Annotated in this window: 18 protein-coding genes; 14 read left to right on the plus strand and 4 right to left on the minus strand. The window is 30.3% G+C overall.

Going from position 1 to position 17,882, the window contains the following annotated elements; genetic code table 11:
- Window positions 1-136: 136 nt before the first annotated feature.
- From FDN13_RS13210 to FDN13_RS13240, 7 genes are all read left to right on the plus strand, one after another.
- Entirely contained in the window at window positions 137-1,585 is a 1,449-nt protein-coding gene (locus tag FDN13_RS13210; RefSeq protein ID WP_138980821.1) for a PLP-dependent aminotransferase family protein, read from the plus strand.
- On the plus strand, window positions 1,586-2,347 hold the full coding sequence (locus FDN13_RS13215) for an alpha/beta fold hydrolase (protein ID WP_138980822.1): 762 nt from the start codon (window positions 1,586-1,588) through the stop codon (window positions 2,345-2,347).
- A gap of 43 nt (window positions 2,348-2,390) precedes the next feature.
- Window positions 2,391-3,959 (plus strand): UDP-N-acetylmuramoyl-tripeptide--D-alanyl-D-alanine ligase, encoded by a 1,569-nt coding sequence (locus tag FDN13_RS13220; RefSeq protein WP_207670895.1) that lies wholly within the window; start codon window positions 2,391-2,393, stop codon window positions 3,957-3,959.
- Between the two features lie 15 nt (window positions 3,960-3,974).
- Window positions 3,975-5,168, plus strand: a complete 1,194-nt coding sequence (locus FDN13_RS13225; RefSeq protein WP_138980824.1) for a D-alanine--D-alanine ligase family protein — start codon at window positions 3,975-3,977, stop codon at window positions 5,166-5,168.
- Window positions 5,169-5,244: 76 nt separating this feature from the next.
- Window positions 5,245-6,279 carry a M20/M25/M40 family metallo-hydrolase gene (locus tag FDN13_RS13230; protein ID WP_138980825.1) on the plus strand — a complete coding sequence of 345 codons (1,035 nt, stop codon included), beginning with the start codon at window positions 5,245-5,247 and terminating at the stop codon, window positions 6,277-6,279.
- Entirely contained in the window at window positions 6,272-7,282 is a 1,011-nt protein-coding gene (locus FDN13_RS13235) for a M42 family metallopeptidase (protein ID WP_138980826.1), read from the plus strand. Before FDN13_RS13230 ends, FDN13_RS13235 begins: the two co-directional genes overlap by 8 nt.
- Window positions 7,269-8,252 carry a M42 family metallopeptidase gene (locus FDN13_RS13240; RefSeq protein WP_138980827.1) on the plus strand — a complete coding sequence of 328 codons (984 nt, stop codon included), beginning with the start codon at window positions 7,269-7,271 and terminating at the stop codon, window positions 8,250-8,252. Before FDN13_RS13235 ends, FDN13_RS13240 begins: the two co-directional genes overlap by 14 nt.
- Window positions 8,253-8,299: 47 nt before the next feature.
- On the opposite strand, the gene FDN13_RS13245 is transcribed toward FDN13_RS13240, so the two are convergent.
- Window positions 8,300-9,172 (minus strand): DMT family transporter, encoded by an 873-nt coding sequence (locus FDN13_RS13245; RefSeq protein WP_138980828.1) that lies wholly within the window; start codon window positions 9,170-9,172, stop codon window positions 8,300-8,302.
- 187 nt (window positions 9,173-9,359) lie between these two features.
- Between FDN13_RS13245 and FDN13_RS13250 the strand changes: the two genes are divergently transcribed.
- Window positions 9,360-9,626, plus strand: coding sequence for a DUF1294 domain-containing protein (locus FDN13_RS13250; protein WP_138980829.1), 267 nt, complete (start codon window positions 9,360-9,362; stop codon window positions 9,624-9,626).
- A gap of 68 nt (window positions 9,627-9,694) precedes the next feature.
- Complete coding sequence (locus FDN13_RS13255; protein WP_138980830.1) at window positions 9,695-11,047, plus strand: glucose-6-phosphate isomerase; 1,353 nt, start codon at window positions 9,695-9,697, stop codon at window positions 11,045-11,047.
- Between the two features lie 83 nt (window positions 11,048-11,130).
- Here FDN13_RS13255 and FDN13_RS13260 read toward each other — a convergent pair whose 3' ends face one another.
- On the minus strand, window positions 11,131-11,397 hold the full coding sequence (locus FDN13_RS13260) for a hypothetical protein (protein WP_138980831.1): 267 nt from the start codon (window positions 11,395-11,397) through the stop codon (window positions 11,131-11,133).
- 375 nt (window positions 11,398-11,772) lie between these two features.
- Here FDN13_RS13260 and FDN13_RS13265 point away from each other — a divergent pair, with 375 nt between their 5' ends.
- Window positions 11,773-13,164 (plus strand): glycine--tRNA ligase, encoded by a 1,392-nt coding sequence (locus FDN13_RS13265; protein WP_138980832.1) that lies wholly within the window; start codon window positions 11,773-11,775, stop codon window positions 13,162-13,164.
- Window positions 13,165-13,182: 18 nt separating this feature from the next.
- Window positions 13,183-13,566, plus strand: coding sequence for a DUF6762 family protein (locus FDN13_RS13270; protein WP_138980833.1), 384 nt, complete (start codon window positions 13,183-13,185; stop codon window positions 13,564-13,566).
- Here the strand turns inward: FDN13_RS13270 and FDN13_RS13275 are convergent.
- Window positions 13,563-14,693 (minus strand): AlbA family DNA-binding domain-containing protein, encoded by a 1,131-nt coding sequence (locus FDN13_RS13275; RefSeq protein ID WP_138980834.1) that lies wholly within the window; start codon window positions 14,691-14,693, stop codon window positions 13,563-13,565. The two genes, FDN13_RS13270 and FDN13_RS13275, sit on opposite strands and share 4 nt — an antisense overlap.
- A gap of 220 nt (window positions 14,694-14,913) precedes the next feature.
- Here FDN13_RS13275 and FDN13_RS13280 point away from each other — a divergent pair, with 220 nt between their 5' ends.
- From FDN13_RS13280 to FDN13_RS13290, 3 genes are all read left to right on the plus strand, one after another.
- The gene (locus tag FDN13_RS13280) at window positions 14,914-15,291 is read left to right on the plus strand and encodes a universal stress protein UspA (RefSeq protein ID WP_138980835.1); all 378 of its coding nucleotides are present in this window, start codon (window positions 14,914-14,916) and stop codon (window positions 15,289-15,291) included.
- Between the two features lie 233 nt (window positions 15,292-15,524).
- Complete coding sequence (locus FDN13_RS13285) at window positions 15,525-15,938, plus strand: hypothetical protein (protein ID WP_138980836.1); 414 nt, start codon at window positions 15,525-15,527, stop codon at window positions 15,936-15,938.
- 73 nt (window positions 15,939-16,011) lie between these two features.
- On the plus strand, window positions 16,012-17,160 hold the full coding sequence (locus FDN13_RS13290) for a class I SAM-dependent methyltransferase (protein ID WP_138980837.1): 1,149 nt from the start codon (window positions 16,012-16,014) through the stop codon (window positions 17,158-17,160).
- A 45-nt stretch (window positions 17,161-17,205) separates the two neighbouring features.
- Here FDN13_RS13290 and FDN13_RS13295 read toward each other — a convergent pair whose 3' ends face one another.
- Window positions 17,206-17,868 (minus strand): HAD family hydrolase, encoded by a 663-nt coding sequence (locus FDN13_RS13295; RefSeq protein ID WP_138980838.1) that lies wholly within the window; start codon window positions 17,866-17,868, stop codon window positions 17,206-17,208.
- Between the last annotated feature and the right edge of the window lie 14 nt (window positions 17,869-17,882).

Genomic DNA, 17,882 nt, shown 5'->3' on the forward strand with positions numbered 1-17,882 from the left:
TTATAAGGACGATTACATGCCATAAAATGGCATGTAATCGTCCTTTTACTTTATACCACAGAGGGATTAAAATAAATACTAACTGGTTCTTTAAAATTAAATTTTTTTATGCCACAATATAATTAGAGGTGTAATTATGTTTAAAGATATAAAGCTGAGCGAAGGAAGGCCTTATTATCTTCAGATAAAGGATTATGTAAAAAAGCTAATATTAAATGGAGTCTATGTAAAGGATGATAAACTTCCATCTACAAGGGAATTATCCTCAATACTTAATGTTAGCAGAAATACAGTTGTAGAGGCATATAGATATCTTGAAGACGAAGGATTTATAAAAAATGTTCCTAATAAGGGAGCTTTTGTATCCTATAGTGCAATTAATAATAATGAAAATTATTTTATAAAATGGGATGATAAGATAACAAACTATGCTTTACTTGCAGATGAACTTGATACCTATAAGCATGATATAAGATGGGAAAAGGGAATGATTTCATTTAAAAGCATATCTCCAGATGACAGGTTATTTGATATTGAAGATTTTAAAAAGGCTTTTTTAAATAGGATAGCTATTGAGGAAAGAAAAATACTCAACTATGGCTATGCAAAGGGATATAAGCCTCTTATTGACTATCTTTTGAAGTATATGGAAAATAAAGGGGTTAATATAATAAATAAGGATATAATTATAACTAATGGATTTACCGAAGGATTTGATATAGTACTTTCAGCTTTAGTTAATAGAGGAGACAGGATTATATGTGAAAACCCAACCCACAATACTGCAATCAAGATAATGAAGCTTCATGGGCTTGATATAAAAGGAATAGAAATTTATGAAGATGGAATAAACACAAAGGTTTTGAAAGAAGAATTGACTAAAAAAGGAGCAAAGTTAATATTTTTAATACCATCCTATCATAATCCAACAGGGATTATAATGTCACCGGAAAAAAGAATAGAGGTTTACAATATTGTAAAAGAATTTAATATACCTATAATTGAAGATGGATTCAATGAGGAACTTAGATATTCAGGTTCACACATATCTCCTATTGCAGCCTTTTCAGGCAGTGGTAATGGAGTTATATATATTGGTAGCTTTTCTAAGGTATTATTCCCTGGAATTAGAATAGGATGGATTTTGGCAGATAAGGACCTTATATATTATTTTGAGAGCATTAAAAGAAGCAGAAATATACATACTTCATTTCTTGATCAGGCAATATTATATGAGTACTTAAGTGTAGGGAATTTTGAAAAATATATCAATAAGGTAAGAAAAGTGTATAAAGAAAAATATGAGTGGACAATAAATTGCATTAAAAAATACATTCCATATAAAAGACTTTTGGGTGAAGGAGGATTACATGTATTTATTGAACTTGATGGAATAAAATCAAGAGAGGTTTTAAGTGAAAGTATTAAAAAAGGGGTAATATTTACTCCAGGGGATATATTTTATACCGATGGAAAAGGCGAAAACTCTTTAAGAATTGGATTTTCAAGGGTTGATTATGAAGATATTGAAAAAGGGATAAAAATACTTGGAGATGTTATTAAAAATAAGAGAAAGGGAGATTAAATGTTTGTAGATATTGATGGAATAAATATATTTTATAAGAATGAGGGTAGTGGAAAAAAAATTATACTTCTTCATGGCTGGGGAGGGAATGCTGATAGCTTTCTTCCAGTTTTTAATCATTTAAAATCAAAGTTTGAAGTCTATGCGATAGATTTTCCGGGGTTTGGAAGATCATCGCCTCCTGATAGGCCCTTTGATGTTACAGATTATATGAATATACTTTATAAATTATTTAAAAAACTAAAAATTGAAAAGGCAAGCCTTGTAGGACATTCCTTTGGGGGAAGGGTATCTATACTTTTTTCAGCTGTTCATCCAGAATGCGTAGAAAAAGTTGTACTTGTAGATAGTGCAGGTATTATACCAAAAAGAACTTTAAAATATTATTATAGAGTTTATAAGTTTAAACTTTTGAAAAAAATTTATTTGTTATTTTCAAAAGGTGATAAAGAGGAAAAACTGGAAAGATTTTATAAAAAATATGGCTCAAAGGACTATAGAGAGTCGGGAAACATGAGGCAAACATTTGTTAAGGTTGTTAATCAGAACCTTAGGCCTTATTTAAAGGATATAAAAGCTCCAACCCTTCTTATATGGGGGGAAGAGGATAAGGATACTCCACTATACTTTGGAAAGATTATGGAGAAAGAAATACCAGATGCAGGGCTTGTTGTTTTTAAGGGAGCAGGGCATTTTTCATATCTTGATAAATTAAGCGATTTTAATATTATAATAACAAGATTCTTTGAAGGGAATGAGTAGGATGAATTATTTAATATATATAGTGTCGATTTTGCTATTTATATTGGCTTCATATAAAGAAGTAATAAGACAGCTTCATATAGCACAGCTTGAAGGATACAAACCTAAACAATATATTATATGGCAAAAAAATAATTTTTTACAAATATATATTAAAGGGAACACTTTGTTTTTATTGTCAGCTATTGTTTTATTCATATTGAATCTTATATTTAAAAATCAAAATCTAAATTTTATATTTTTAGCTATATTTGCAGCTGCTTGTATAATTTTTGCCTATAGGGATAAAAACAGAAATGTAAAGGCAAAAAAGCCACTTGTTTATACTAACAGGGCAAAAAGATTATTAACAACAAGTGTTATTATAACAGGTGCATTAGTAGTTGTTTTGTTTAATTTATTTAGATTGAAATCATTTGTTTTAGGTCTTTTGATTCTTAGAATTATTATTCCTTTTATAATGTATATTTCAACAGTTTTTATATATCCTGTTGAGATGCTTATTCAATATAGGTATTTTAAAGAAGCACAGAATAAAATAAGAAATATGAAAAACTTAAAAGTTGTAGGTATTACAGGAAGCTATGGGAAAACAAGTACAAAATACTTTATAAAAACTATACTTTCTGAAAAATATAATACCCTAATGACACCAGAGAGCTACAATACTCCTATGGGAATAACAAAGGTTATAAGGGAACAGCTAAAGGAAGAACATGAAGTTTTTGTATGTGAAATGGGTGCAAGATATGTAGGAGATATTAAAACTTTATGCAGACTTGCAAATCCATCAATAGGAGTTTTGACATCTATTGGTAAGCAGCATCTTGAAACTTTTAAATCAATTGAAAACATTGCAAAGACTAAATATGAGCTTATAGAGTCGCTACCTGAAAATGGAGTTGCAATATTTAACGGTGATAATGAATACTGCCTTAAACTTGCAAAGAAAACAAATAAAAAGACATATCTTTATGGATTTAAAAATATTGATAAAAATTTATATGTTTATGCAAAGGATATTGAAATTACAAGAGAAGGCATAAAGTTTAGGGTTTGTGGTAATAATGGAATTGACTTTACCTGTAAGACACAGCTTCTTGGAAAGCATAATGTTAGCAATATACTTGCAGCAATATGTGTTGCATTTGAGATGGGCCTTGATGAAAAACAGATAATATCTGGCGTATCTAAAATAAAGCCTGTACCTCATAGGCTAGAGCTTGTAAAGTCCAATTCCGGTGTTACAGTTATTGACGATGCATTCAATTCAAATCCAGTTGGAGCCAATGAAGCTCTTGAAACTTTAAAGGAAATTGATGGTAATAAAAAGATTATAGTTACTCCTGGAATGGTTGAACTTGGAGAAATAGAATACGAGGAGAATAAAAAGTTAGGGGGAAAGATTGCAGAGTGTGCTGATTATGCTATATTAGTTGGAGTTAAAAGAAGTAAGCCTATAAAAGAGGGACTTTTAGAAAAGGGATTTCCTGAAGATAGAATATTTGTTGTATCAAACCTTGATGAAGCTACCTCAAAACTTTCAGGTATAGTAGCTATAGGAGATGTTGTTCTGTTTGAGAATGATTTACCAGATAATTATAATGAATAATAAGGAGGATTTTATATGTCAAAGAAGAAAGTAGCTGTTATTTTTGGAGGACGTTCCGTTGAACATGAAGTTTCGGTAATAACTGGAATTCAGGTGATAGAAAACATTGACAAAAATAAATATGATGTTGTACCTGTTTATGTTTCAAAAAGTGGTGATTGGTATACAGGAGAGGAGCTTTTAGATATAAAAAATTATAAAGACATAAATAACCTATTATCAAAATCTAAAAAAGCATTTTTATCACCTGTACCATCTATAAAGGCATTAATAGTTATTCCAGAGAAGAAGGGTTTTTTCAAAAAGGATGTTGAATATATTCCAATAGATGTTATATTCCCAGCTTTTCATGGAGCCCATGGTGAAGATGGAACTATGCAGGGACTTTTTGAACTTGCAGATATCCCTTATGTTGGAAGTGGCGTTACAGGTTCAGCTGTTGGGATGGATAAGATAATAATGAAGGATATTTTTAAAGCAAATGGCCTTCCAATTGTAAATTATATTTGGTTCACAAGAGATGAATATGAAAAAAATAAAGATAGTATAGTTCAAAAAATTGAAAGTCAAATAGGATATCCTTCCTTTGTAAAGCCAGCTAATCTTGGTTCAAGCATAGGGATTGGAAAAGCAAAAAATACAGAAGATCTTTTGAATGCTATCGAAGTAGCTACTAAATATGATAGAAGGATAATAGTTGAAAAGGCTGTTGAAAATTGCATTGAAATAAATTGTTCAGTTATAGGATTTGATAATGATTTTATATCATCAGTATGTGAACAGCCTATATCAATTGAAGAATTTCTAAGCTTTGATGATAAATATATGAGAGGAAGCAGTTCTAAGGGAATGAAGAGTACAGTAAGAAAAATACCTGCACCGATTTCTGAAGAAAAAACTAAGGAGATTAAGGATCTTTCAATTGATGCCTTTAGAATGCTTGATTGCAGTGGTGTTGCGAGGATTGACTTTTTAGTTGAAAAGGATTCTATGAAGGTATATGTCAATGAGATTAATACAATACCTGGATCTATTTCCTTCTATCTTTGGGAACCTTGTGGCATAAAATTTAAAGAACTTATTGATAAACTTATAGAGATTGCAATAAAAAGACATGATGAATACAATAAAAATATCTATACCTTTGATACGGCACTTTTGGCAAAGGCAAGTGCTGGAGCTATAACAGGGGGAAAAGTTAATAAATAATAGAAGCCTTTCAGCCTTTGGTTGAAGGGCTTTTTTAATGATATAATAGGTATTGGAAAGATTAAGGAGGGATTTTATGGAGGGCAGAGAATTTCTTTTTAAACTCAGCAATAGTATGGGTGTTTCAGGATATGAGCACAATCTTAATAGTTTACTTGAAGAATACTTTAAAGGTTATGTTGATGAAATTAGCTATGGCAAACTTGGAGATTTTATTGGAATAAAAAAAGGTAGGGGAAGCCTTAAAATAATGATTGCTGCCCATTTAGATGAGGTCGGGCTTATGGTAACAGAAATTGATGATAGAGGATTTGTGCATTTTAGAGTTATAAATGGAATAGATCCTAAAACTCTTCCTGCACAGGAAGTTATAATTCATGGTAAAAAGGAAGTTTATGGAGTAATAGGTGCAAAACCACCACATATATTAACAAGTGAAGATTTAAAGAAGGCTATAGATGTTGATGATATGTTAATTGATACAGGGCTTGAAAAAGATAAGCTGATTGAAATAGTTTCACCTGGAGATGTAATAACTATAAAAAGAGATGCTACTAATCTTTTAGGGGATTTTATAACAGGAAAAGCATTTGATGATAGGGCTGGAGTATGTGCAATGTTTGAATGCGCAAAGATTTTAAAGGATTGTGAACATTATCCTGATGTATATTTTGTTGCTACTGTCATGGAGGAGGTTGGGCATAAAGGTGCAAGAACAGTAACTAATGTTATTAATCCCGATATTGGTATAGCAATTGATGTAACGAGTGCCGATAAATATGCAAGTGATGATATATTGGTTGAGTGTGGAAAAAACATAAAAATAGCTGTTGGACCTAATATACATCCTGAGCTTGTTGAAAAATTAATTGAAACTGCCCAGGAACAAGACATACCTTATAAAATTGTTGCTGAACCAGGAAGAACAGGTACCGATGCCTGGGACATTCAGGTTTCTGGGGAAGGCGTGGCAACGCTGCTTGTTTCAATTCCAATTAAATATATGCATACATCGGTTGAAGTATTAAATTACACTGATATTGAAAAAGTTGGGAAATTAATAGCATCATTTATATTGTCTTTAAAGGATTGGAGTGATATATATGCTTAAGGAATATGCAACATCCTTTGGAGTTTCTGGCTGTGAAGGTGAAATAAGAAACGTTATAAAAAAGAATGTTGAAGAAATAGGTAAAGTTTCAATTGATAGGATAGGTAATCTTATAGTTCATAAAAAAGGAAAAGGGAAAAGGGTTATGATAGCAGCTCATATGGATGAGGTTGGGTTTATAGTAACTAATATTTTAAGTGATGGTAGAATAAAGTTTGCCCCTGTTGGTGGTATAGATTTAAAGATACTTCCATCTAAAAGAGTAGTTTTTGGCAAAAACAAGATTAAAGGAGTTATAGGTGTAAAGCCAATACATCTACAGCCACAGGAAGAGAGAAATAAGCCTTTTTTATCAAAAGATTTATTTATAGATATAGGAGCAACATCCTTTGATGAAGCCAGTAAATATATAAGAATAGGTGATTATGCAACTTTTGAAAGTGAATATATTGAATTAGAAGAATTCATAAAATCAAAAGCACTGGATGACAGGGTAGGTTGTGCTATTATAACTGAGGCTTTAAAAGACAACTATAACCTTGACCTTTATGGTGTGTTTACTGTTCAGGAGGAAGTTGGATTAAGAGGTGCTGAGGTTGCATCAAGGACTATTATGCCAGAGATTGCAATAATAATTGAAGGGACAACCTGTGCTGATATCGTAAAAGATGAAAGGGATTTTGTAACAACTTTAGGATTAGGGCCTGCAATTTCTCTTATGGATAGAACATCAGCAGGGAATTTAAAACTAATTAAAAGGATAGTTGATGTTGCAAAGAAATATGATATTCCTTTTCAATATAGAAAAGGAAGTGTAGGAGGGAATGATGCAGGAATTATACACAAAGCCGGTGAAGGATGTATAACATCAACTATATCTGTTCCTACAAGATATATTCATTCGCCGGTTAGTATGATAAATAAAAAGGATTACAAAGATACTTTAGAATTATTAAAATTAGTATTGCATAGCTTGGAGGTAGATTTAGATGAAACTAATTAAAGAATTAACAGAAGCCTTTGGACCATCTGGTGATGAGGAAAAGGTTGCAAACATTATTATTAATGAGATTAAGGATTATGCTGATGAAATAAAAAGGGACAGGCTTGGAAATGTGATTGCTCTAAAAAGAGGGAATGGCAAAGGCAAAATGATGCTTACAGCTCATATAGATCAGATAGGTATTCTTGTACTTGATATTGAAAAAAATGGTCTTTTGAGATTTACATCTGTAGGACATTATAATCCAATAGCAATAATAAATCAAATCGTCGTATTTAAAAATGGAGTATGTGGGAGGATAATGGCAGAAAATTTTGAAAAAAATAAGGAAATAAAAATTAAAGATATGTTTATTGACATAGGAGAATTAAACTATGAAGGAGCAAGTAGTAAAGTTAATATAGGTTCCTTTGGAATTTTAAAGACTGATTTTATAGTCAATGATAGAAGAATAATAACAGGAGCTTTAGATAATAGAATTGGATGTTTTGCATTAATTGAAACTTTAAAGAAAATAGAGAATAACGAATGTGATGTATATTTTGTATTTACTGTTCAAGAGGAAACTTATTTAAGTGGTGCTTCAGTTGCAGCCTATTCGATTGAACCTGATATTGCAATAGCAGTTGATACAACTTTTACGGGAGATTCATTGGAAGGAATAAGAACAAGTGTAAAGCTTGGGGAAGGGACAGCAATAACGATAATGGATGATGGACTTATAAGCCATCCTGAAGTTAAAAATTTGCTTTTAGATACAGCTAGAAAATATGGTATAAAATATCAGTTTGATATTGCTAAGGGTGCAACTGATGGAAGTGCAATACATGTTACGAAATATGGTGTTAAAACTGCTTCTTTAAGTATACCACTAAGATATATGCACACTCCCTATGAGGTTGTTGATATGAATGATGTAGAAGAAACTATTGAGCTTCTTTTAAAGATAGCAGTGGAATATAAAAAATAAATTAAAAAGGTAATTAAGGTGAAATAGAGCCTTAATTACCTTTTTAACTAACTTTCATATTTTTTAAGTACTATAACAGAGTAAATAACAATAACTATTCCTAATATTTGAAGTATAGAGATTTTTTCTTTCAAAAATATAAGGGATAAAATGGCGGCAGATGGGAGCTCTAATGTCCCTATAATGGAAGTTATAACTGGCCCAATATATCTTATTGCTGCATAAAGTAAAGTCAAAGGTATGATTTCGCAAAAAAAGGCTAAAAGTGCTGCATTTAAAATTGATTTATATGATAGATTAGGAAGTTTTAATATAAAATTAAAGTTGAAGACTAAAAGTACAAAAAGTGAAAATAAAGTTGTGTAAAATGTAACTATTACAGGATGCAAATCATCAACTATTTTTTTTGCATATATGTTCATAAATGTATAAAAAATTGCTGCAAGTAATCCAAAAATGATGCCAATTATAGATAGATTTTTGAAATTGTTTGAAAATATGTTAAGAACCATCATACAACCTAAGAAAGTTCCAAGTATTGCAAATACCTTTATTTTAGAAATTTTTTCTTTTAAAAATATTGAGGATGATATAGCAACCATAGCAGGATATGTATATAAAAGCATTGTTGCTATAGAAACATCAAGATATTTAAATGATGAATAAAAGAAAACAGTCATTAGTGTATTTGCAAAGGCACCTTGTATTAAAAGCTTTTTAAAAACAGATTTTGATATTTTCATTTCCTTTTTGTATTTTATTTTACATATTAATAAAAGTATAATACCTGCTATTATATATTGAAGCATTAAAAGATCTGTTGGGCTGAAATTGTCACTATATCCGTTTTTAACAAATATACCTGAAGTTCCAAAAAATATTGCAGATATTATTGCATATATATATCCTTTAACTTTCATGCTTATCCCTCCCTGCGATAATATTATACCAGATAAGATAATATTTATAAAAAAGGAAGTAAGCTATATAAATTCTAATAATTATGTTTATAATAAATGGTAGATGCTATTGTACTTTATGCTAAGTTATGCGCAGTTAAACTACTATATTTATTTTGTATATAAAAGTGTGATAAGGGGGGAGAGAATGAGATTTATAGTGTATTACCTTATTTTGATAAATTTATATGCATTTTTTATTATGTATTTTGATAAAATTAAATCAAGAAAAGGTAAGTGGAGAGTGCCTGAAAGCAGGCTCTTTATTATAGCATCTATTTTTGGAAGTATAGGTATTTATTTTGGAATGTATGCATTTAGGCATAAAACAAAGCATAAGAAATTTACAGTTGGAATACCTGCAATAATTATAGCTCAGATATTTATAACATTTAAGATAATAGGAAAAATATAAATATTAAATTGATATTTTAAAATTATTATATTAGAATAAAATGGATAATGATTTTAGGAGGGATAGTTATGGAAAGGATTACTGTTGATTATTCTAAAACATTAGGCTTTTTAAAGGAAGAAGAGATAGAAAATATAAAAAGCCAGATTATCGATGCCCATAATAAACTTCATAATAAGACAGGAGCAGGAAATGACTTTTTAGGATGGGTAACGCTTCCTTATGATTATGATAAAGAAGAATTTCAGAGGATACTTAGTGCAGCTGAAAGGATTAGAAATAATTCCGAGGTTTTTATAGTAATTGGAATAGGTGGTTCATATCTTGGTGCACGTGCAGCAATTGAAATGCTAAATCACAGCTTTTATAATATACTTCCTTCAGATAAGAGAAAAACTCCACAGATTTTTTATGTTGGGAATAATATAAGTCCAGTATATTTAAAGGATCTTTTAGATGCTATTGAAGGTAAGGACGTATCAATTAATGTAATTTCAAAATCAGGAACAACAACTGAACCAGCAATAGCTTTTAGAATATTTAAGGATTACTTAGAAAAGAAATATGGTAAAGAAGAAGCCAGAAAGAGAATTTTTGCAACAACTGATAAAGCAAAGGGAGCATTAAAAAAGCTTGCTGATTCTGAAGGCTATGAAACTTTTGTTATTCCTGATGATGTTGGAGGAAGATATTCTGTACTTACAGCTGTTGGGCTTTTGCCAATTGCAGTTTGTGGTATTGATATTAGTGGGATTATGAGAGGAGCAAAGGATGCTGCTGATGAATATTCAAACACAGATATTTTAAACAATCCTGCATATATTTATGCTGCAATAAGAAATATACTTTATAGAAAGGGAAAAACTACTGAAATACTTGTTAATTATGAGCCTTCTCTTCATTACTTTAGTGAATGGTGGAAACAGCTTTATGGAGAAAGTGAGGGAAAGGATAATAGAGGTATATTCCCTGCGTCAGTTGACTTTTCAACAGACCTACATTCTATGGGGCAATACATACAAGAGGGTATGAGAAACATATTTGAAACTGTTATAAATATAGAAAAACCAAGATATGATGTTGAAATATTTGAAGATAAAGACAACATAGATGGTCTTAACTTTTTAAGTGGTAAGACTATGGATTTTGTAAACAAGAAGGCCTTTGAAGGAACTGTTCTTGCTCATAACGATGGAGGAGTTCCTAATATAATTGTAAACGTTCCAGAAATAAATGAATATTATTTTGGAAAGCTTGTTTATATGTTTGAAAAAGCCTGCGGAATAAGTGGATATGTTCTTGGAGTAAATCCATTTGATCAGCCAGGAGTTGAAGCTTATAAAAAGAACATGTTCGCTCTTTTAGGAAAGCCAGGATATGAAAGTCAAAGAGAAGAATTAGAGAAGAGATTGAAAAAATAGGAGGACTGTTTAAGTTCTTTATAATTAGTTGAGGCAGGTATCTATTTAAAATACCTGCCTTTTCTTTTTTTATCGAGTCGAGGTTATTTTTCTTCTATTACCATAATATCAAAGCTGTCAAAATCTATTTCTTCTATAAAATTTTCTTGTGTAAATGAAGTTTTTTTGTATTTGTTATATTCTTCAAGATTCTTTTGAAGCCAGTAGGGCTTTTGGATATCCAATTTGCTACATATTTCCGTAATGCATTTTTTAAGCTGAAGTTGATAATCTATGTTTTCATTACAACAGAATTCTTCATGAACTATTATCTTATGATTTTTAATAATTTTTCCCCAAAGTCTAATCATTTGAACCATCCTATCCAATTTATATCATGAATAGTATATCAGAAATGATTTAGTTTTAAAATATATTATCGAAAGTTTTTTGAATGATTTAGCTAAATATTTATTGACAAATATAAAATTTTTGGTATCATTACATTAAAAGTCATATATTTGGTACTATGAAGGGAAGGAGTAATCCTATTCCATTTAAAGCGAGCCGGTGTTGGTGTAAGACCGGTAATGGATAACGATGAAGGGCGTCCTGGAGTATCTATTTATAAAGAGGGCTTTTGCCAATGAGGGTGGAACCGCGGAAGTTTACCTTTCGTCCCTTAACAGGGATGAAAGGTTTTATTTTTGCAGAAAATATATAAACTAAAATAGGAGGGTTTAGATATGGCAGTTGAAAAGACAATGGAAAAAATCGTAGCCTTATGTAAAGGAAGAGGATTTGTATTTCCGGGTTCGGAAATATACGGAGGACTTGCAAATACTTGGGACTATGGTCCACTTGGAGTTGAGCTTAAAAATAATGTTAAAAAAGCTTGGTGGAAAAAGTTTATACAGGAATCTCCCTATAATGTTGGTCTTGATTGTGCAATACTTATGAATCCAGAAGTTTGGGTTGCATCAGGCCATGTAGGAGGCTTTAGTGATCCTTTAATGGATTGTAAAGAGTGTAAATCAAGGTTTAGAGCCGATAAACTAATTGAAGATTATTTAAAGTCTAAGGGTGTTGAAAATCCTTTAGTTGACGGTTGGAGTAACGAAAAAATGATGGAGTTTATTAAAGAAAACAATATAGGATGTCCAGAATGCAATTCCCACAATTTTACTGATATTAGACAGTTTAATCTTATGTTTAAAACCTTTCAGGGTGTTACAGAAGATACAAAATCACAAATATATTTAAGACCAGAAACTGCCCAAGGTATATTTGTAAATTTTAAAAATGTACAAAGGACTACAAGAAAGAAACTTCCCTTTGGAATAGGTCAAATAGGAAAATCCTTTAGAAACGAGATAACACCAGGTAACTTTACATTTAGAACAAGAGAATTTGAACAAATGGAGCTTGAATTCTTTTGTAAGCCCGGAGAGGATTTAGATTGGTTTAATTATTGGAAAGAATTTTGTAAAAATTGGCTTTTGAGCCTTGGAATGAAAGAAGAAAGTATAAGGCTTAGAGATCATTCAAAGGAAGAGCTATCCCATTATAGTAATGCAACAACAGACATAGAATATAAATTCCCCTTTGGATGGGGTGAGCTTTGGGGTATAGCTGACAGAACTAACTTTGATTTGACTCAACACATAAATCATTCAGGAGAGGATTTGTCATATTTTGACCCTGATACAAATGAAAAAATTGTACCTTATTGTATAGAACCTTCTGTAGGTGTTGACAGAGTTGCATTAGCATTTTTAATAGATGCTTATGATGAGGAAGAACTTGAAAAAGATGATAAAAGAGTTGTTTTAAGGTTACATCCAGCTATTGCTCCTTTTAAAGCTGCAGTATTACCTCTCACTAAAAAGCTTAGCGAAGGTGCACAAAAGGTTTACTCAATGCTATCAAAGAAGTTCATGGTTGACTACGATGAAACAGGAAGTATAGGTAAAAGATATAGAAGACAGGATGAAATTGGTACACCATTTTGCATAACCTTTGATTATGATTCATTAAATGACAATAGTGTAACTATAAGAGATAGAGATACAATGCAGCAGGTGAGAATTTCTATAGATGAGGTAGAAAAATATATAGAAGATAAAATCCAATTTTAAATTATTGGAGGAGTTTTTATGGAAGCTGATAGTGTTGTTTTAATGGAAAAGGAAAATGGTATTCTAGCAAAGGAACTTGGAAGCTATAGAATTGAAACAGGAATAGAATATATATATAAAGCCTATGTTGAAGAGGAAAATGTAAAGTTGTTTCTAACAACTGATGTTGATGTAAGTGATGATGAGTACAATGAAATTTATGATGAATATAATTTTGAACCATTATTGTCTCTTGGCTGTGAAGTTGAAGAGGTAGAAGGTGAGTATAATCCTGTTTGGCTTGTTAGAATACCCTTTGAAAAAGTACATGATGATATGGAGAAAAAATTAAACGATATAGTATCATATCACGAAAAGGAAATAAAAAGTATATTTAAAAAATTAAGAAGCAATCCTCTTTAGGATTGCTTACTTTTTTTTACAATAGGTATTATTGCTTTAAACAAATTACGGGAAAGTATATTATAAAATTTTATGTTTTTATATTCCTTTGAATTAGTATATTGATTATAAAGGTATTTTTTATCAATATCTAATGATAAAAATTTCAAATAGAGCCACATATTTCTTTTTGTATACACATCTTTACTTTTCCCAAAACCTTTAGTAGAAGCACCAGGGTTAATGATTTCTATACTGTTTTTATTTAAATTTACTTCAACGCAGTTATATATTTCAAAATAATCCCTATATATTACAGCTTTAGATAGAAGGTTTTCAATAATCTGTTTTGGGAAAAAATATTCAGATAAGCAGTTAAATATAAAATTACAGGCATTGTCAAGCATTTCAATAAGCGTACCAGTAGCAATATAATTTTGAGGGCAAGATAAACTAATATTGTTATGAACTTTAATTAAAGAATGAGGCAGATAGTTTTGAGGTAACTTACCAAAAAGGAGCAAACCACCACAGGATGGATGATATTCACCTGTTTCTCTTTCTATAGTAATAATGCCTGTACTTGCAAGTATATCTTTATTTATATCTGGTGGGAGATTAGAGTTAATTAAAAACTTTTTTATTTTTTCTTCATCAAGATCCTTTAATGAGGCCTTTATAACTGGTAAAAGTTCATAACTAATAAGCCCGTTATCCTGCATCATTGAGGCTATTTCTTCTTTATGCATTATATCTGTAGTTGATCCTCTTCTTATATAAAAGCTACCAGTTTCTCTTATTTGATGTGGCTTTTGCTCAGTGCTATATATTGTTATAACGCCTATATTTTTATCTTGAAAATTAATAACTTCAACGGATATGGGCACTGGAGGAACAATTCTTGTACTTACTACCTGCTGTATTTGCTCCTCATCAAATTCATCCTTGCTAATACCTATAATTTTTTTAGTTTTATCTTCTATTCCAAATATTATATATCCTCTTCCACCTCTTGAATTTGCAATTGCACAAACATCTTTAGCAAGTTCTTTTTTACTGCTTTCGGTATCTACAATTAGTTTTACTTTAAAATCAAGTTTTGGACCTTCATCCTTTGATAGAAGTAACAATAGCTTTTGAATATCCATAATAATTCACCTAAATATTTTTTAATATTATTATATAAAATATATAAAACAAATGCACTAATTTATTAATTATTGATTATAATATTCAATCCCAATTTAAATCAGTAGAAAATATCTTGTAAAGCTGATAAAATTATATTCTAAGGGTTCAATTTAAAGTTTTATATAGTATAATATAATATAGATGTAATATACCCACGAAGGGGGCTGTAAGGGATAAATGAGTGACGATATAATGGTATGTGTTACACAACAAAGAACATGTGAAAGACTAATTAATAAAGGCTCAATTCTAAAAGAAAAGTATGAAAGTAAACTTTATGTTATTCATGTTGCAAAGGAAGGTACTGAAATTTTAGGAAACAAAGATGAAGGTAATGCTTTAGAGTATTTATTTGACGTATCAAAGGGGGTAGGAGCGGACCTTACTGTTTTAAAATCTAAGAATGTTGTTGATGCTATTGTAGATTTTGCAATTAACAAAAAAATAGGACATATAGTTTTAGGAGAGTCCCCAAATGATAAAGAGGATGGAATTGTTACAGAAATAAGGAGAAAACTACCTTATTGTAGTTTTTATATTATTCCATCTAATTAATAAGTTTGATGTAAACCCTGAAAGCTTCAGGGTTTTTTATATTTAATAAATTTTAAATAGGAGAATAATTGCCTTATGTTAAATTAATATTAAAATCTTAGAAAGTCGTGAATAAAAAGGTTAAATAAGAGAATAATACAAAATGTAAGAGAAAAAGAGCAGTAATTAGAATTGAAAAAATTTTCTGAATAAACTATTATTATATTAGAAAATAAATTATTGGGGTGATTAAAATGATTCAGTTACTTGCCGGAGAAAAGGGTTCCGGAAAGACAAAAAGGCTAATCAATATAGCAAATGAGATTGCTTTAGAATCAAAAGGGCATGTTGTTTATATTAGTACAAACTTGGAAGGCATATTTGATCTTAACTCTTCAATTCGTCTCATTGATGTTTCAAATTTCCCCATTTCTTCAATTGATTCTTTCGTAGGTTTTATCTATGGTATTATCTCAGAGGACTATGATATAGAATGTATAGTTATTGACAACCTTAGCAATATACTAATGAACTGTAATGAAAATTTGCCAAGGTTTTTTGAGCTTGTTAAAAATATAGGAGAAAATTACGGCATTAGATTTATAGCGGGAATTAGGGGTTCTACTGAGACTCTTCCAAAGCTTGAAGCAGAATATATTGCCGTTTAATATAAAGGGGCTTAGCCCCTTTTTAATTTTATGATATAATTTTTAAGAAATACTTATGGGAGGAGTCTTGACGATGAAAAAACAGGCAATTGAAAAATTAGGTTTTATGCTACAAGGGATGATTACAAGAGCTGATGAGAATAAAAGTTATTTAAAAGCAATTTTTTTTATTTTTAAATCTGGTTTAAAGCAGTATAAAGGTATATATGATATTGAAAAATCTTTGCTTAATTTCAACGGAAAAAATGAATATATGAAATTAACAAATATACCTCAATATGTTTGCATGGAAGCATTTAATTATGATTCAATCGAATTTGTTATTGAGGAAAGGGGAAGGAAATCAATATTATATGCAGATAATAAGGGTGTGAAAATTATAAAAGATGATAAAGAAGAGCTACCTTCTGATAAAGTTTCAACATCACATATACTAAACAGAAATTACTATATAAATGCCTCTGAGGCATCAGAACTTCTAAAAGAAATTGGAATATTAACAAAAGAAGGCAAAATTAAAAATGACATGATAAGGAAATATAATCAGATTGATCATTTTGTTGAGCTTATTGATGAAATTATTGATGATCTTTCTGATGAAGATGTGATTAATGTTATTGACTGTGGGTGTGGGAAATCCTATTTGTCCTTTGTACTTAACTACTACATAAAAGAGAAGAAAAAGAAAAATTGCTATTTTATTGGAATAGATAGAAGTGAAAAGGTTATAGAATCATCAAAGGAAATAGCAAAGAGACTTAATTATAAGAATATGGAATTTATATGTGAAGATATAAATAATTATCTACCTAATAGAAAGATTGATATGGTAATAAGCCTCCATGCCTGTGATACTGCAACAGATATGGCTTTAGGGCTTGCTTTAAGAACAAAGTCAAAAGCCATTGTTTGTGTTCCTTGCTGTCATAAAGAATTATTAGAGCAATATAACTTTAATGAAATTGAACCTATTATAAAGCATGGAATTTTTAAAGCCAGATTTGCAGATATCTTGACGGACGGCATACGTGCCTTACTTCTTGAAAGCCAAGGATATAAAGTATCAGTAGTAGAATATATATCCCCACTTGAAACTCCTAAAAATCTTTTGATAAGGGCAAAGAAAGTTTCAGACAAGAATTTAAAAGCTTTAGAAGAGTATAAAGCTATTAAAAAGAAATTAAGCATTAATCCCTACCTTGAGAGGTATATAAATCTATAAAAAATTATTAATTTAAAATAGAGGGAATAAAAACTTAAATTCCCTCTATTTTTTACAATATTTATTTAATATACATTCAAAATCTTCTATTAACATTTCAGTTGCATTAGATAGCTCTTCGGGAGTGCATGTTCCATAACAGTCATATACCCCTACTACTTTCATACCTGCAAGTTTTGCACCTTGAACAGCTGAAATAGTATCTTCAAAAACAAGGCATTCATTAGGAGAAACCTTTAACCTTTTTGCTGTTTCAAGGAAAACATCAGGGAAGGATTTATCCCTTGGTACTTCACAGGTTGTTACAATGCAATCAAAATAATGGAGTATATCATTGCGAGTTAAAACAGATTTAACAAGCTCAATATAATTGCTTGTAGCCATTCCGACTTTGTAGTTGTTTTCTTTTAAGAAACTTAAAAATTCTTTAACTCCTTTTTTAGCTTCTATAACTGATTCATAATAGTCTTTAACCATATTAAGCCATTCGTTTTTTATTTCATCTATACTTTCTTTAATTGAAAATCTATTTTTGAAATATATGGCAGTTTCAGTAAAGCTAAGCCCTTCTATAGATTTTTGAAGATCATCTGGAAGGGGTATCCCTCTTTTTTTTAAATAATCCATATCGACTTGCTTCCAAACCCACATTGAGTCTATTATAGTTCCATCCATGTCAAATATTACAGCTTTTATATTATTTAGCATAAAAACCTCCGAAG

The organism is Caloramator sp. E03 (assembly GCF_006016075.1).
In the GTDB taxonomy this organism is placed as follows: Bacteria; Bacillota; Clostridia; order Clostridiales; family Caloramatoraceae; genus Caloramator_B.